Consider the following 16,793-nt stretch of genomic DNA (forward strand, 5'->3'; position numbering starts at 1 on the left):
CTGGGGATACCCGCAGTAAGCCGGTCGGGGAGCGGACTCGAGGCGATCCGTTTCGGTGCCAAGCTAAATAAGCGGCCCGCTCCCGGCTTAATCAGCTCAGGGTAACCACGGGCCTGGAGCGTCTACTAGCAGGCCCGCCTTGGACGGCGGCTGATGAATAACTGCCGGAATAACTATGTTTTCCGGCAACCGCACCGCCTTGGTCAGGCTATAGCTCGGGTTGTAATAGGGACTAACGGCGGATATCAATAGTGGTTCCATAATGGCCAGTTTAGTGGCCACTGCCGCGATCCGACGGCGAGAAACCCGGATCAGCACATCATCGGATAAGGTTAGGGTCATGTTCATGGCATTGACCCAGGTTACGGCCCGCACATAAGCGGGGTTGATCAAGGCCCCCCGGGTGGCCCGCAGAAACGCCGACAGCGGCTTCTCGAAGTCTTTTAGGGTTTGGCAAACCAGTAAGGGCGTCTTTTTCTGGCTTAGATGAATACGGGTGTAGTTTCTCACGCCTTCCAGCCAGCGGATTTGGTCCACGGGTTGGGGGGTTCGATAGCCGGGCATAGCCAAAAGACCATTCGCAACGGTTAAGGGTTTCATAGGGTTTGTTAGGGAACCGAGTTTTCGTTTAGGCAGCCGCCGTCACGCTACGGCGCTTAGCCTGGAAGTCTACCAGACCTCCACGAGCGTAAGCCTTCCAACTGCTTAGTCCTGGGTTTGTATCCTGGAAAGAACCGTTCATCGTGACCGCTTCCAATCATTAAATTAATCACACTACCTTGCGCTTTAAATTAATCTATTTTATCTTGCCATCGTTATAATCAGGTAACTTTTCCGTCTCAGCGAGACTGGTTCACGAACGCTTAACAACTTGACGGCATGAAAACGGTTAGCAAGAAAACTTTTGAGTTAGGTCCCTGGACCTTGATCCTGTTAATGGGGACCAGTATGGCCCTAATGTGTCTACAAACTTTACTCACCTTAATTTGAGGAAGGCCAATCTATTTTTTTGAGTAGCGCTTTGCGGGTCCTCTTCCAGCCAGAAAGTTTCACTCCCGTATCCGCCCTTTCAGCTGGGTCAGTGTACCATCAATGGCGGTGAGCGTTTTTACCAGTGCCCTGGCCAGGCAATCTATGACCCGTTCGTGTGTAGTGGGAAGAACGTAATTTTCCCTGCCTGAGGCGACCCGTTCGTGTGGCTTTAAACCCGATCAATTTTATAGTCCCTTCTTAATACAGTGGCCCTGGCCTACCGACCCGGCGCACTCCGCTTCTTCATCAACAACTGAGGACTCTGTTCTTAGGCAACAGCTGTGGCAGCATTGACAAAAATACCCCATCCCACGCAGTTAGACCACTACCCGAAAAGCATTTTTTCCTGACGAATCATAAAAACCGACAAGACTACTAAACTAGCTCGAGTAGATTAACCGCAATTGTAAAAAATTTTGCCTGAAGGTCACTAGTAGTTTTCGCACGCTCGTTTTATAGAAGTTACATATAAAATTATCAGATGGATCACTCTCTCTATTTTTTATTGAAAATAGCATAGCAGTAAAGTAAATAGTGGTATGGAGTGTTACACGCGGCTTGATAAGGTAACTGTAATGTTTCATTACATAATTACTTAAACATAATGTTTAACGTTAGAAGAGTTATAGAAGAATAGGGCACTTACTAATCCATGGCGTACATTCAGAATTTCAGTAAGTTTGATCCACCTGATCACCAGAAAAAGCAAGTAAAGAGCTATTCATCAATTCGTTGCGCCCATTTTATGCTAGTAGACATCATAGATTGAGCGGTTTAGAGTAACATAACAGTTGATTAACTAGTATCACCTATAACCTTTTTCAAAGTAGGCTACCCTTAACTTGTTAAAAATAGAGGTCTAGACTGTATATCAAGTATTGATTGAATCCTAACCGTATAGGGTAGGTGTAACTTAATTGATTTCACTACTCTAAACCCGTTCCGAAACAAACTGACGTCTGGAATAGCAGTCTGATCTTTTCCTGAAATCCAGTGCATGCTCATCCAAGTACGGCCATAGGCTTCTCAGGAATGGTATGGCGATTGATCACTCATCCTAGACATACTAGACATACTAGACATCGCCCCTAATCTGATCAAGCCATATAAGTACATTAAACTAACCCGGACAATCAGGTAGGTGAGGATGCCTGGGTCAAAGTTTTTGAATCCCGGTTAAAGAAGTAGCGATTGCTACTCAACAGAGTAGTTATCTCATGGGCTGAGTTCTGAATGGCTTTATTTTTCAGCGCATTTAGAAATCACGTAGACAATGATGCGCACCAAAAACTGAGTTTATCTCCATTAACGACCTATCTATCCCAATTTACACTTGCCAGCATGTTAAGTCTTAACTCGCACTTCAAACCCCATTATCTAGAGACAGAATTACTGGCCACAAACCAGGAGTCTATCTACTTAAGACTCGGCAAACGCGCCTTTGATCTGGCCTTCGCCTTACTGGTTGCCCTCTTCGTGCTGTCCTGGCTTATCCCGGTGCTCGCCCTACTCATCTGCCTGGAGTCAAACGGTCCCGTATTCTTCATTCAGAAACGCACCGGCTATCGCGGCAAGTGGTTTAACTGCTTTAAGTTCCGCACCATGAAACACCAACCCAATGCGGCCTTCCAACAAGCAAAAAAAACCGATCGCCGTGTTACCCGCATCGGAGGCCTGTTACGACGCACCAACATCGATGAAATGCCGCAGTTCATCAATGTCATTCTGGGCGATATGAGCATCGTCGGGCCACGGCCCCATGCGCTGGAGCACAGTGCCCAGTACTGGCACACGCTGCCCGATTACCGCAAGCGCTATGAAATAAAGCCGGGCATAACCGGTCTGGCTCAGGTGCGAGGCTGCCGGGGCGAGACCGAGGAGTTGATCAAAATGCAGCACCGCATCAAGTATGACCGTTTCTACAGCCAGAAAAAATCCCCGGCGCTCGATCTGTGGATTGGCTGGCTGACGATCAAGTCGCTGCTGAACGGCAATGTCAACGCCTGGTAGATGATAACGGAGTACCGAATTAGTGGTCATCGGCATTGCCGTTTTTCGCTAGTTTTAACCAGCAAGCCATTATGCCTACCTGAAAAGCCTACCCCCATCATGAAAACCTACTTGATCAATTGCCAATTCAAGAACAAGCTTCATACCGATCAGTCTTTACAGGCGCAACTACGAAAATTAGGTAGCGGCTGTCAGTGCATGAACTCTTCATGGATCATAAAATCCAATCTTAGTTCGACTCAAATAGCGACTCTGTTGAAACCCTTTTTTAAGGTGGGTGATAAATTCATGGTCATTGCCGTAAATCAAGAAGCTTCCTGGCTAGGTTTTGATCCCAACTGCACCTCGTGGCTACAAAGCAATCTTTGAGTACAGGTGGCGAGAGGGTTATCTGATGGAAGTATAAGACTTGGTTACGGATGAGAGCAGCCACCTATTGTCCTTTTGGTAAGCCCGTAGGCGACTGATTGAGTGGACAGCTAGTGAAAATCGCTGTCTCACAAATCACAACTAAGCGAGATGAGTGGGCTTTCATGCCTCAGCTTCTAAATGAGGGAGGCAGCTTGCCTTACTTACTCTGAGCTACCATCCTTACCTATAGTTCTGCTTGTAAACTGGGCAGGTCTTTATGGATAACCCCGCCGGCAAACGGAGTTTATTCATTTCCTCAACCCTCACTGAGTGCCTCCTTATGCCCCTGCGTGCTGATTGACTGATAAATTTTTAAGCTGGCTTTTCTAATAAAAATGATACCAGATCTCAAATTAGTCATTGATTAAATCCTTAAATAGTAGCGTGTAGATGCGCCTTTGTTACTGTATCCTAAATAGAGGTAAAAGTTTCCCTATCTAAGTAAACGTCGCTACTGGTATGGCAAGCCATTTTAGGGAATCAGTGCTCTGGTAAATGGCTAACTTAGGGTCCTGTCTGACTCAGCTAAACATGGGTTTGGCCTAAGGGGCAAAGGGATCAATAATCATTTATAGAAGCAGAGACAAGGGGGCAAGCAGGGGCATCTGGAAGTGCTTACAGGCAATCTAGCCACAAGGCCATTCGCCTGTTTGATCCGTGTAAATTATCGCTATGGAGCGTATCGCAGCCGTTGTCGTAACGTATAATCGACTCAGTGATTTGAAAACCTGTCTGGCCACTTTGCTGGCTCAGACTCGACAACCAGACACCATTTATGTCATCAATAATGGCAGTACTGACGGGACAGACGAATGGCTCAGCCAGCAAGTCGGTTTACGCGTACTGACACAGTTAAATTTGGGCGGAGCGGGGGGCTTTGCCACCGGTATCGATCAAGCTTATCAGGATGGCTATGACTGGATCTGGTGCATGGATGATGATTGCCTGGCAGCGCCCGATGCTCTGGAACAACTCCTGCTTTCCCCCAACCTGGGTCCTTGTATCAAGAATTGCCTGTCGGTTAACGTTAACAAGAAAGATGAGCTGGCTTTTTTCGTCTATAGGCCAACAGAAACACTTCGGTACGTCACCGACATGAGTGCCCGGGACATCGTTTATGGCGTAGCTTCTTTTTTCAACGGCACCCTGATTAGCGCGCAGGTCATCAAACGGATCGGTATACCCGATAAGAAGTTGTTTATCTGGGGCGACGAAGTGGAGTATATGACGCGGGCTCAGAAGATGGGCTTTCCTGTGGTGACTATTTCTAAATCTATCTTTTACCATCCACCCAGCGTCGACCGAGATGGTATTCCCTGGCCGGGTGCGTGGAAAAATTATTACCGGGTTCGCAACGAACGACGGGTGTTTCAAAATGACCACGGCCCTAAATATGGGTTCATTATGTACCTGTTCTGGTCGATCCGGGCCACCTTTGGGCAACTGGCTTCAGCCAAAAAGAACCGATCTTATAACTTTCTGCTCTTCGGGGAGGCTTCCTTGGATAGCCTGTTCAATAATTTCGGTAAGCGTCCCGAGACGATTTTAACCCTTCGCCTTTATCGGTTTAGGCATAAATAAAGGATAGCTGCGTATACCGGCTAGGCTTCTTTTGTATCAGTTACCGGGTACTTATTGACCTTGGTAGAGAATGACTCGTATATGACTGATCTTATTAAACAGTTTACTAAAAACAGGGCCTAATGCGACCATTGGTGCTTGACAAATAGTAAAAAGTCGCTGTCTCACAATTTCGCTCCTTCCTGAGACGATATGGCTTTTGCTCACTGCTAATAACCCAGAGGTTAAAAGCAACGGCTGATCGTGTTGAAGTGGGCTGGGCTTGCCGATCTAAGTACAACCTATTAAGCCTCTACCTTCACCTAACGTCCGTTAGCGTACACCCCTCGTCCAAAATTGGACATATCCAACTATAATATGTTAGTTAACTAATTGATTATCAATAGTTGTTTCATCGCAAGGGTAACTGGCAAAGCATTTGTTCTACAAAAGTTAAATTAATCTTGTCTATTTCTGTGATGATTCCATACCCTAACGTTCAGTTTTCAGGCCAAGGCCTCTTTACCAAATTGAACTGTTTTGATTTCGGGGCATTGATAGCCCTTGTCAGTCTACTAACCAGTTGTCAGCTTTTGGCTGTGGCCCAATCAACCCCGCAACGCCTGGATAGCCTGCTCAACTCATTCGTTGATCAACAACGCCTGAATGGCAATGTGTTGATTACCCAACAGGGAAAAATTAGCTACCAGAAATCGGTTGGGCTTGCCCATCTTGACACCAAACGATCCAACCAGTTGGATACCCGGTTTCAATTGGCATCCATTGGTAAGACCTTCACGGCGGTGGCCATCCTTCAACTCTATGAACAGGGAAAGCTAAACATGGATGATGCCTTAATCAACTACCTGCCCAACTTCCCCTTTGCTACCATCACTATTCGGCAACTGCTCTCGCATACGGCTGGCCTTCCCGATCTGCAAATTTTTGAACCCTATATCCAGGAAAGCCCCAACCGCATCCTGACCAACACAGACGTCATACCGGCTCTGAAACGATTTGGCAAACTTCAATTCGAGCCGGGTGAGCGGTGGAGTTATTCCAATCCAGGTTATTGTGTATTGGCTCTGCTGGTCGAAAAGCTAACCCAAAAGCCCTTTCATGCCTATCTAAACGAGTATGTGTGGCAACCCGCTTCGATGGTAAATACTTATCCGCATTCGATGCCAACCGCTCGAGTTGATCCGAAGCGAGCTGAGAGTTACCAACCTATTTTTTTCTCGGCTGGACTCCAACGGGTGGACACCCTCCAGCGCTACCGACCACTTCTGGTTAATTTTGGGGGCTTATAGGGGCTGGGATTTATTGCCAGTACCGTAGCCGATTTGGCGGCCTTTGATCGGGCCTTGTCTGAGAACCGGTTGGTAAAATCCCAAACGCTGGCTGAGGCCTTTACCCCAACCCGTTTAAAGAATGGTGCCGTAGCGGAAGTTGAACCACATCGGGTAAGCTACGGTTTAGGCTGGTTTATTGGGCAAGATACCACCGCTGGTAAACAGGTTTGGCATTCGGGGTTTATCCCCGGCGGTAGCACGCTATTTTTGCGCGACCTGACCCACCAGCAAACGGTAGTAATCCTCAATAATGCGGAGTGTGATGGCGTATTAGAAACTGGTCAGCAGTTGCTGAAACTGTTGACAAATCAGCCCTTTATAGCGGGCAAGAAATCGTTAGCTAAGGAATATGTTCGGGCCTTATTTACCCATGGTCCTGATTATGCGATCGCCCGTTTTCTGTCCATGCGAGCTGATACAGCCCAGTATGGGTTTTCAGCGGGCGAATTGGATTACGCGGCTCGTCAATTTATGGCTGGTGGGTACACGACTCAGGCGTTGGAGACGCTTAAGGTGCTTACGTTTGCCGAACCCCAGGCTTGGCAACCTTACACCAGTTATGGGGAGGTTTTATTGCAAAGCGGCAAAAAAGAGGAAGCCATCCTGATTTATCAACAGTCGCTACGATTAAATGCATCGAATGATCGAGTTAAGCAGGTTCTTACCCAATTGACAGGGGAAAAATAAGGGGACTATCACCCTTTTCACTTGCGACCCCTAGGTAGCTAAATCTCATTTAAGGCTCATTTAGGAAGGTAAGCTAAGTGAGTAGATCTCTAGGTACAGTCATTTTGCAATGGTAACCTATACCAGTCCTGGCCACTCTAACAGGGTAGCTTTTTGAATCAGTTCTTAAAAAGAGTAGGAATGCTTTCTGAAAAGAATATTCGCCAATTTGTCCAGCCATGGCCACCCGGTGTCTCCATGAAATAATGATTGATTTTATATTGATTCAAGGCTGGAATTAAAGTTTTTTTAACAGGGGCATAGATTGGATCCTCAACCCCAACACCAATCCATATATTTTTGGGATTTGCCGCTTTTAATCCTTCCAGGTGTTGCTCATCAACCGACGTCAGCGCCCAAGGGGCTGGCGCAAGTAAACCGATATAAGCAAAAAAAGCAGGATTCTCCATCGCAATTTTAAGCGTTTGTCCTCCTCCCATCGAATAGCCTATCAGTGCCCGATCAGTACGGTTTGCCAAAACCTTGTAATTAGCTTCCAAGAAAGGGACTATGTCTTTTATCACGCTTGCTTCAAAGTAACCGTTTGCCATATTTAACGGCTCAGGGCCAACTAGTTTTGGGTCAGGCGTAAATCGATACGCTTCAAAAGGAACGGCTACCTGATCGGGATTACCGTTTGGCATTACTACAATCATTGGTCTAGCCTTTCCCAGTGCGATTAGGTTATCCATGATCGTGTTTACTTTTCCCATTGAGGTCCAGGTATCTTCATCATTCATTCCCCCATGGAGTAGATACAATACAGGGTACTTCTCTTTACTGTTCTCATACCCTGGTGGCGTATAAACGTACATTCTTCGTCTAAGGCCGAGCGTTGGTGAATTGTACCACACTTTTGACAGAGTACCTTCAGGAACATCTTTTTCTACAAATAGATCGGTTTCTTTGCCTGGCATCAGCAAGACACTCTCGTAACCAGTCCAGTCTCTACGTATTTTGTAATTATTGGGGTCCAAGATGGTAGCCCCGTCAATGATAAACTTGTATCCATAATAATCCGGCTTTAGCGGGCCGACCGTAACGCGCCAAAGCCCTGATTCCTCCTTGGTCATAGGCACAGTCGTTTTAAAGGCGGTCCACTCCCCGGTAACAGCCACCTCATTGGCTTTGGGAGCCAGTAACCGGAATACGACACGATTATCGGCTAAAATCTCCGGGGAGTTTTGTAGAACAGGCCGTTGAAGGCCCTTCAGGACCTTAGGTGTCGGTTTATCAGTCGATGACTTTTTCACCTGAGCCTCTGCAGGCCGGGTGACAATTAACAAAAACAGTACGCTAACACCCACAGCAATGAATGTATAATCTCTCATAATCAAATTTTCAAGTATAATGAGTAGAGCCGGGCAAATCCCCAATGAGGATTTATCCATACTTTACCAGAAAGTTAGTTGGTTTTATTCTTCCGATTTGCACATAGAATAACGATTTTCTCGCTTGGCGATCAAAATCGAATTTTAATTCATACATCATCCAATATCATCGTCTGTCTATTTTCAGTAGAGTAGTTCGGCCCATTTGCACCATATGGCGTTGGACAGATCTTAAAAATCCAAGGTCTCAAAATAGGCTCCAATTTGAGCTTATAATTTAAGCACGGAAGTTTTGGTAGATTGACGAACCTATTGTAGGTAGCTGTTGCAAAAAATAAAATTGGTAGCTGACAACCCTATCATTCGTTTTAACACCTAAATGAGCGTGCCCTTGGTCCCAGCTGACTGCCACTTTTAGCCTGTTTTGAGATGTGGGGTACAGCGACTCCAACTACTTCTGGCCCCACTAAGCAGGAGCTATTTTAGGAACCGCTTTTAGGGTTAGTAAAGCGAAATCGCTTCCACGGACAACGAATAATTTCGATTGTCACCCCAGTACTTGGGTAGCGGTTTCTCGTACTCGTAATATCGACCACTAAAGTTAACCTGTAGCCCTTGTTGATGTTACTTAGCCTCTAGTGAACAGACATACCCTACATCGTAAGAATCCAGACTATTCGGGACATTGATTACGTACTTAGTCTGGATGGAGTTATAATAGACATGGCCAATGACCTTGTCCACTCGTTTAATAAACGCCCCACCATCACTACAATCAGCGGGTAGCAACGGGCTATCTTTCTGGCAGCTAGTCAGCAGGAGAATTAGCCAAATCAGGCCATAAGCAAAGATTGGTTTCATACTTAACTAGAGCTTTTGAGCAAGACGCTATTTAAGCTCGAGAAGTTGGAATGCTTCCCCAAAAACCACCATATCATCTGTAAGCTATTAACTAATTTAGGACTAACAGCAGAACGTGTTGTTTCACAAATCGCTCCCGCCTGGGACGAAGGAACAGGCAGGCATCAGCTGCTCAGAAAGGGCATTTCAGGAGACAGCCTTTCTTCACTATCTGTCCAATGCAATCAGTTGCATACGCACTTGGACTTTCGGTACAAAACCTACAGAATACACGCTGGAAAGAAACGTAGTTTGCCACCGAGAGCCGTTTAAGAGGGGAGGCTACTCCAGTGGAAGAGATTCATTTTACACCTGGCACACCCTTCTTTGCCCGGCTAAGCTTAACCTACTTTTGGTGAACGATTAATAGAGGATACGCACGGGTATGCGTTCTAAGCCAATTGGTTACCGATTGGTTTGCAATTGCTGATAGGCGCGTGAATCCAATAAAACATTGCCCACATAAAGGTAGTGGGCAGATTTTAACTCGCTGGTAATTCATTCTACCATTACCAGCGAGTCTTGTTTTTATGAAACTAACGGGCCATCCAGCCACCATCGACGGTTAAGATGGTTCCATTGACGTAAGCCCCAGCTTCGGAGGTTAAAAAGATAACTGGTCCTTTGAAATCGGTAGGTTCGCCCCATCGACCAGCGGGAATACGGTCAAGAATAGACTTTGATCGGTCTGGATCTGCCCGTAACACTTCGGTATTGTTGGTTGCAATATAGCCGGGGGCAATGCCGTTTACATTTACGCCCTTGGAAGCCCACTCATTGGCGAATGCTTTTACTAAACCAGCAACCGCACTTTTGCTTGCGGTATAGCCAGGAACGTTGATGCCACCCTGGAAACTGAGTAATGAACAGGTAAAAACGATTTTACCTGCCCCCCGTTCAATCATATCCTTACCGAATTCCCGGGTCAGCAGGAATTGGGCGTCCAGATTTACTGAAATAACTTTATCCCACCACTCATCGGGATGTTCAGCTACTGGTTTACGCAGGATCATACCCGCGTTATTAATAAGAATATCGATGGTGTGAGCGGTCTTGACGTTGGTCACGAACTGGTATAGATCGTCGCGGTCGGAGAGATCGACAATGTACCCTGTAAATTTACGTCCCAAGCGGGTAATGGTCTGATGGGTTTCTCCCCCAATTATGGCTTCGGAGTTAGAAGCCCCGACAATATCAGCTCCGGCTTCCGCCAGCGCGATGGCCATGGCCTGCCCTAATCCGGTATCGCTTCCGGTTACCAGTGCCGTTTTGCCAGCCAGACTGAATAGATCAAACATACTTATAAATTGTTTATTGGATTTAAATAATTGTCTTTCAGTTACTTATAGATAATTGTTCACCCCTATCATCTGTCATTGTGTCTTTCAAAACAGGATTGGGTGAGCGTTACAAACGAAACAAGGGAGCTCCACCACGCTCGAGTAATCGTCGTGTCTTATTGCCCCAGGTCAGGCCAAAGGGATAGCCAACGCTTGGTAAGGAATTATTTCAGAATCCTGATAACAGGAGGCTGTTTCTGTTTCAGGGCAAACTGACGCAGGTAGGCGAACCAGGCTTCGGCTGATGTGATTTGGCCCGCTTTGTCCCAGGCACCACCCGTATAGTAAATCAGATCGCCGACTGAGGGAGCATCGAGTCTGGCCAGTAAATGATCGTATTTCGTCAACATCCGCACGGGCGCAACCGGAAATACGCAGCCGATGCCTAAGGTACCGTCGTTTCCGTGCTTCGGCTCCCAATACCCCAGCACGCCAGACTTTTCATCCAGTACTACCGGACTTGGTTCTTTGCGCTGACTAATGCCAACTACCATCGGTAAAGTTCTCCCAGAATTTTGCTCGATGTGTACCTGCACCTTGTTGAGCTGTGACCCTGCATCCAGCGATACAGTTCGCACTTCCTGAACCGTAACCCCGTTAAACGTGTAAGGGTCGAATTTCACGCGGAAGGTAGTTCGGAGGGGGCCGTTGTCCAGGATTTCCCAACTCCGATAGTTATGAATAAACTGAAGCGAATCGTGATGAAATATGGCGATGTCGCCCGCACCGAGGGTCAGGCCGACGTGGTAATAATCAAGCCCTTCACCATGATCGTTGTGGTAATCATTCTGCTTGTACCACTTATTCAGAACTAGCTGATTGGTCCGTTTAGCCCAGATATCGGTGCCATAGGCGTTGTCTGAACGGCCATTAAGGGCCGCGCCGTACATCCGAAACGCGACTCGGTCGTTTTCCCAAGCAAAATCATCGAAGCGTTCGGGTACGTACCGACCATAGGTTTTAGGAGCTACCTGGGCTGGTTTTCCCTTGCGAAACATCAGACTGATCGACTGCCTGGGGCCAATAGAGACCTGCACCAGCAAGTTCTGCACGTCTTTTGTACCCCGGCGTTCGAGCTGATAAGCAACTGGCTGTTGGCTTCCCGTCTGTATTACTTGAAAATTTGTGGTATCAATGCCAGGATAAGCCTTCAGAACTGTAGCCCAGGGAATGTCAATAACTTCCTGATTCAGGGGTACACTGGCCGGGTTATTTAGTCGGATTGGCGACTGGGCTCCTACGTAATGACTAAGCAGACAAAGCGAAACGAGGGACGTAAACAAGTTCATGGCGCTGTAAAATCGATGGTTTATAATTAGGCCGCGCCAAACACACCGGCACTGTCCCTTGGTTTTATTGTTAGAAAGAGGATATTTAGCGCCTGTTTTTTATCGGCTATGGCCTGGGTAGCACACAGTAGTTTGCCTAGCTATTCGTGGCGAAATAGCGATTGCCTGGAAATCACTTACCTTTTTACTACTCCTTGATCTGTTCAGACTACCTGCACAAGAATTGGGGATAATCGCCTTCACAAGTTTTCCAGAACCGGTTTGCCCTGCTGCAGTTTTTTCAACCGCAGCAGGGCTTCGATATAGTAATAATCGGCATAGTTGATTGAGGCATCTACCTCGCTGTTGTTTGGCTTATGGCCGGTGCTATGCAGCAGGAACGCATCGTTGACCTGACGGCTTTGGTAGCTTGCCGACGATAACGATGCCAGCATCTGTTCGGCTTTAGTTCGATACACCGTGGCTTTCGCTTTGTCCTTTACCAGAGTCGAAAGTTCCAGCAGGGCCGATGCCGTAACGGCGGCCGCCGAGGCATCTTTTGGGGCGTTTGGAATATCGGGCGCGCTGAAATCCCAGTACGGAATCAGGTCTTTGGGTAAGCGTTGCAGGTAGACGTCCGATACCTTTTGGGCGAAATCCAGAAACTTGGGGTCTTTCGTTTCCCGGTAGGTCATCGTGTAGCCGTAGATCGCCCAGCTCTGCCCGCGCGCCCACATCGAATTATCAGCGAAGCCCTGGTGCGTTACACCTTTGATTTTCTTTCCCGTTTCGCGGTCGTACACGACTACGTGGTACGAGGTGTAGTCGGGCCGGAAATGGTTTTTCATGGTGGTCGTCGCGTGCGAGACGGCCATGTCGTACAGGCGTTTACCACCCCCGTTTTTCGAGGCCCAGAACAGCAGTTCCAGGTTGATCATGTTGTCCATGATGGTGTTGTGCTGCGGCCATTCCATATTAGGGACCGATCGCGGCCACGACAGGATAGTGCCTACCTTGGGATTAAAGAGCGTGGCCAGCGTATCGGCCGAAGCCAGCAGGATTTTTTTGTAGTCGGGATTGCCCGTCAGCCGCAGACCGTTCCCGAAGCTGCAATACATCTGAAAGCCCAAATCGTGGTCGATCGCTTTTTGATACGCCAGTGGAGTCAGTTCCCGCGAAAAGGAATCGGCTTTGGCTTTCCACTTGGGATCTTTCGTGTATTCATAGGCGTACCACAACGTACCCGGCCAGAACCCGCTGGTCCAGTCTTTATAGCTGATGTACTTCCAGGACGTCTGGCCATTCAGAATGTTACGAGGTATATTCGGTTGTGTAGCGGGAAGCGACGCAGCAGTTTTAGCAGCCTGCTGCACACAATAGGTCAGGGCTGGATCGACCTGTAGGCGGTCCTGATGGATTGTCAAACTGCACAGAACAACAAGCAGAACGAGCACGAAACTGAATCTGAATAAGGGCATGACACGCGGAGAAAGTAGGTTAATAGTAAATAGAATCAGCAGGTTAAAGCGTACCCTTTTTGCCATACATAATTTTTTCTCGCCACTTGTAGTGTATTGACAATCAAAAGAATGTAAACGCTTTGGCCGTTTGGATAACCAGCTATTCAACCCAAAACACAGCTTATTTTTTTACAAGATGCTTATCGAGGAATTGCAGAAAGTACTGCCAATCCAGAGCCGTAACGTCGTGTTCACCAGCTCGCATGTGGTAGCCGATGGTGCCCTGCACGGATAAATTGAGGGGCGGTACCGTCGTTGCGGGTAGTCCCTCACGACCAAACATCTGATACACGGCACTGGCCGCTTTGGCCGATTCAAATTCGCCAACCGGATCGGCGCCTTTATCCTGCTCGGCGCTGGCGATATACACAGGTCGGGGTGCCAGCAGGGTAATCACTTCGTGCTGATCGAACGGCAACTGTTCTTCCTTATCCATGTACTGCCGGAAACTGGTGCTGTACCAATGGGGAAAAACGGTGCAGAGCCGCCGAATGGATTCGCCCTGTCCCCGCCGGAACAACGTAGCCCCACCCGCGCCCGACTCGTTGCTGAGCACGGCCGCAAAGCGTTCGTCGGTAGCGCCCGCCCACAAGGCGGCTTTACCCAATCGCGACCAGCCAAACACGGCTACCCGATGGGCATCGATGGCCCGGTCGGTTTGCAGGTAATCCATGAGTCGGCTCAACCCCCACGCCCAGGCGGCAATCGTCCCAAAGTTATCGGGCCGGTTTAGCCAGTCGGGATACGCCGTATGCACGCCCGTAGAAAAACGAGTTGCCGGTACGTCGGAGGCAATGTCTTCGCGATAGGCCGTCACCAGCGCGTAACCGTGTCCTAAAATGCTGTCCAGCGGCCACTGGCGGGCATTAATGCCCCGGCAGGCTTCCGTTGCCCGGTTGTCCATGACGCAATCCAGGTTGACATAGGGGTTATTTCGGCTCTTTTCCATGTAGCTGGTGGAGATACGGATACCGGGGTCGGCATTGATGCTGTGGTTCCCCCAGAAGTTCAGCCCCACGATGGCCGGAACAGGTCCACGCACATGATTCGGTATATAAAGTAACACGTCGATTCGGGGGCCGTCGGTCTTACCGTTGATGTAAATGGCAACCTGCCTGCGCGTCGCTTTTCCCCCCAGCGCCTTCGTGTCTGTGTCAAAAACGCGGAACGTCATGGCGGCTGGTTTACCCGGCGAGCGACCGTATACCTGACTGGTAAACAATTCGATCAGCTCTGGACGATGTACCTGTTTCCACTCCGCAACGGTCGTAACCCGCGCGCCGTTCGCGCGCTGTAACGGATCAGGCAGGCCCGGCACTGACTGCGCCAGCATGTGACTCACCAGTGCGAAGAAACTGAGCCCACTCATGAACACGAAGCGACCGATTGCCATATCATTCCAGGGTTGAGTTACTTCACCGGGGTCAGCCAAAGGGCTTGACCACCCCGCGGCATCAACTTCATCTCCATCGACTGCCCACCTTTCACGGTTTTAGTCGATACACGTACCTGCGTCTTGGTCGGCACCGTCGGATCGTCGGTGTAGAGGTGAGCCACGTAACGTTTTCCCTTCGGAAGGAAATCGAGCGGGAGCGATAGCGTGCGGCCGTCATTATTGGTGATCGTGCCCACAAACCAGTCGTCTCCGCTTCGGCGGGCGATGGTAACGTACTCGCCGATGGCGTCATGAATCACGTTGGTGTCATCCCAGACGGTGGGCACCTTATCGAAAAACTCGATTTCGGGCTCACCACCGTACTGCGCCGGTTTGTCGTACCAGAACACGGATTGCAGCGGACTGTAGGAAATGACGTTCATCGCCAGTTGGTGGGCGTGGGTGTTTTTGAGCCGTTTGTCGTAGTAGCAGATGGTGTAGTCGCCCGCCCCGGCTAGGTAACGCGTGAAGGGGAGCACGGTGTTGTGGGTTGCATCGGGAAATTCCTCGTTACCCCGAATGCCTTCCTGCGTCATCACGTTGGGGTACGTTCGGCTGGTGCCCGTTGGGCGGTATTCGTCGTGAATATTCACCATCAGCCCATTTTCCAGCGCTTTCCGTTTGGCTTCGGTGAGCCAGGTCATCCAACGGTGCGACCCCACTTCCACAAAGCCGAATTTGACGCCCTTGACGCCCCACTTTTTGTAGAGCGGAAAAATGTCGTCCATCTGCTTGTACAGCGCCTGCAGGTTCACATACAGGATCACGCCCACGTTTTTCGACTTACCGTAGGCAATCACCTGGGGCATATCGATGGGGGCCACGACCTGCCGGGCATCCGAATTGAAGGTAAACGCAGGACCATACCATTTCCAGTCGAACAGAATGTATTGCAGGTTTTGGGTAGCCGCAAAGTCGATGCACGACAGGGCTCCCTGCGTGGTCAGCGTCACTTCCCGCATCATCTTACCCGGCTTGATCCAGTCGGTGTTGGTCACCGTGGCGGGTGGGTTCAGATTGAGCATGATGTCGTTGTTTTCAAGCAGCTTACCCGGCCGGTTCGCCACCATCACCACCCGCCAGGGCGTACCCACATCCGACATTAGATCGACGCTTTCATAGAGTGAGGTAACGACCGTATTGGGCTTATCGGGGGAGAGTTTGAATTTGGTCATGGCGTAATCGGTCAGCTGCGCTTCAGCCAGCGATGCGTACAGGCCATTGGGTAACGACAGGGTCAGCGGTCGTTCCGAGTTCTCGGGCCAGCCAGACAGAGGCAGCGCCTGATAAGCCCCCTGTGCCCAGGCGGTATACCAGGCTTTGGTATCGGCGGGCAGGGTGAACTCACTATTCTCGGCCATTACGCGGTAGTACAGGCCATTGGGCTGTTCGGGGAAGAAGTACCGGAACGCGATACCTGAATCGTAGGCCCGGAAAATAACGTGCAGGGCGTAATCCGGCGCGTCCGGTTTCTGAAGCTGAATCTCCAACTGGTTGTAGTGATCCCGAATCAGGCTGCGCTCGCCGTACACGGGTTTCCAGGTCGTGTCTTTTGCCGTTTTGACCACATTTTTGATCACCAGATTATCGCACCAGTTGGCCCCCAAGGTACCGGGAGGGGTGGTTACTTTATGCGCCATGGCGTGCTCGAACACGTGGTTGTCGATCTGCACACCCAGCCCGGATGGCAGAATAACCGGTTTCCCCTCGTAGTTGACACGGTAGGTCATCTGTTTACGACCGGGGCCGATTTCCTGCTGCTCAAACACCACCTCCAGCTTACCATCTGGCGACAGTAAGCGGGTTTCGGGCGTTTGAGCCAGCGTGAACTGTAGCGGCAACAGCCAGCTGATGAGCGCACAAATCAATAAAAAACGGCAGGGCATGATGAATCGGATCGTATACATA

General features: G+C 49.1%; 10 protein-coding genes and 1 pseudogene. 3 read left to right on the forward strand and 8 right to left on the reverse strand.

Annotated features, from left to right (window positions below; all coding sequences use genetic code 11):
- Positions 1-96: 96 nt before the first annotated feature.
- A complete protein-coding gene (locus tag ACYVJM_RS28465; protein WP_461151571.1) occupies positions 97-600 on the reverse strand; it encodes a LytR/AlgR family response regulator transcription factor in 504 nt (167 codons plus the stop codon).
- Positions 601-2,373: 1,773 nt separating this feature from the next.
- Between ACYVJM_RS28465 and ACYVJM_RS28470 the strand changes: the two genes are divergently transcribed.
- The 3 genes and pseudogenes from ACYVJM_RS28470 to ACYVJM_RS28480 all read left to right on the forward strand — a co-directional run bounded on the left by ACYVJM_RS28470 (position 2,374) and on the right by ACYVJM_RS28480 (position 7,052).
- On the forward strand, positions 2,374-3,042 hold the full coding sequence (locus ACYVJM_RS28470; protein ID WP_461151572.1) for a sugar transferase: 669 nt from the start codon (positions 2,374-2,376) through the stop codon (positions 3,040-3,042).
- Positions 3,043-4,125: 1,083 nt separating this feature from the next.
- Positions 4,126-5,034 carry a glycosyltransferase family 2 protein gene (locus tag ACYVJM_RS28475; protein WP_461151573.1) on the forward strand — a complete coding sequence of 303 codons (909 nt, stop codon included), beginning with the start codon at positions 4,126-4,128 and terminating at the stop codon, positions 5,032-5,034.
- Positions 5,035-5,612: 578 nt separating this feature from the next.
- A pseudogene (locus ACYVJM_RS28480) lies at positions 5,613-7,052 on the forward strand (serine hydrolase).
- Between the two features lie 158 nt (positions 7,053-7,210).
- On the opposite strand, the gene ACYVJM_RS28485 reads toward ACYVJM_RS28480, so the two are convergent.
- The 7 genes from ACYVJM_RS28485 to ACYVJM_RS28515 all read right to left on the reverse strand — a co-directional run bounded on the left by ACYVJM_RS28485 (position 7,211) and on the right by ACYVJM_RS28515 (position 16,792).
- Positions 7,211-8,482, reverse strand: coding sequence for an esterase (locus ACYVJM_RS28485; protein ID WP_461151574.1), 1,272 nt, complete (start codon positions 8,480-8,482; stop codon positions 7,211-7,213).
- Between the two features lie 564 nt (positions 8,483-9,046).
- Positions 9,047-9,283 (reverse strand): hypothetical protein, encoded by a 237-nt coding sequence (locus ACYVJM_RS28490; protein WP_461151575.1) that lies wholly within the window; start codon positions 9,281-9,283, stop codon positions 9,047-9,049.
- 575 nt (positions 9,284-9,858) lie between these two features.
- On the reverse strand, positions 9,859-10,620 hold the full coding sequence (gene kduD, locus ACYVJM_RS28495; protein WP_461151576.1) for a 2-dehydro-3-deoxy-D-gluconate 5-dehydrogenase KduD: 762 nt from the start codon (positions 10,618-10,620) through the stop codon (positions 9,859-9,861).
- Positions 10,621-10,826: 206 nt separating this feature from the next.
- Entirely contained in the window at positions 10,827-11,951 is a 1,125-nt protein-coding gene (locus ACYVJM_RS28500; protein ID WP_461151577.1) for a DUF4861 family protein, read from the reverse strand.
- A gap of 239 nt (positions 11,952-12,190) precedes the next feature.
- Complete coding sequence (locus ACYVJM_RS28505) at positions 12,191-13,408, reverse strand: glycoside hydrolase family 88 protein (RefSeq protein ID WP_461151578.1); 1,218 nt, start codon at positions 13,406-13,408, stop codon at positions 12,191-12,193.
- A gap of 163 nt (positions 13,409-13,571) precedes the next feature.
- On the reverse strand, positions 13,572-14,843 hold the full coding sequence (locus ACYVJM_RS28510) for a glucuronyl esterase domain-containing protein (protein ID WP_461151579.1): 1,272 nt from the start codon (positions 14,841-14,843) through the stop codon (positions 13,572-13,574).
- A 17-nt stretch (positions 14,844-14,860) separates the two neighbouring features.
- Positions 14,861-16,792: a glycoside hydrolase family 97 protein gene (locus ACYVJM_RS28515; RefSeq protein ID WP_461151580.1), complete on the reverse strand. Its 1,932-nt coding sequence runs from the start codon at positions 16,790-16,792 to the stop codon at positions 14,861-14,863.
- Position 16,793: the final 1 nt, after the last annotated feature.

The organism is Spirosoma pulveris (assembly GCF_054781875.1).

Coding starts and splice junctions, on each gene's coding strand:
- ACYVJM_RS28465 (WP_461151571.1), bottom strand. CDS start 600: ATGAAACCCTTAACCGTTGCGAATGGTCTTTTGGCTATGCCCGGCTAT.
- ACYVJM_RS28470 (WP_461151572.1), top strand. CDS start 2,374: ATGTTAAGTCTTAACTCGCACTTCAAACCCCATTATCTAGAGACAGAA.
- ACYVJM_RS28475 (WP_461151573.1), top strand. CDS start 4,126: ATGGAGCGTATCGCAGCCGTTGTCGTAACGTATAATCGACTCAGTGAT.
- ACYVJM_RS28485 (WP_461151574.1), bottom strand. CDS start 8,482: ATGGATAAATCCTCATTGGGGATTTGCCCGGCTCTACTCATTATACTT.
- ACYVJM_RS28490 (WP_461151575.1), bottom strand. CDS start 9,283: ATGAAACCAATCTTTGCTTATGGCCTGATTTGGCTAATTCTCCTGCTG.
- kduD (WP_461151576.1), bottom strand. CDS start 10,620: ATGTTTGATCTATTCAGTCTGGCTGGCAAAACGGCACTGGTAACCGGA.
- ACYVJM_RS28500 (WP_461151577.1), bottom strand. CDS start 11,951: ATGAACTTGTTTACGTCCCTCGTTTCGCTTTGTCTGCTTAGTCATTAC.
- ACYVJM_RS28505 (WP_461151578.1), bottom strand. CDS start 13,408: ATGCCCTTATTCAGATTCAGTTTCGTGCTCGTTCTGCTTGTTGTTCTG.
- ACYVJM_RS28510 (WP_461151579.1), bottom strand. CDS start 14,843: ATGGCAATCGGTCGCTTCGTGTTCATGAGTGGGCTCAGTTTCTTCGCA.
- ACYVJM_RS28515 (WP_461151580.1), bottom strand. CDS start 16,792: ATGTATACGATCCGATTCATCATGCCCTGCCGTTTTTTATTGATTTGT.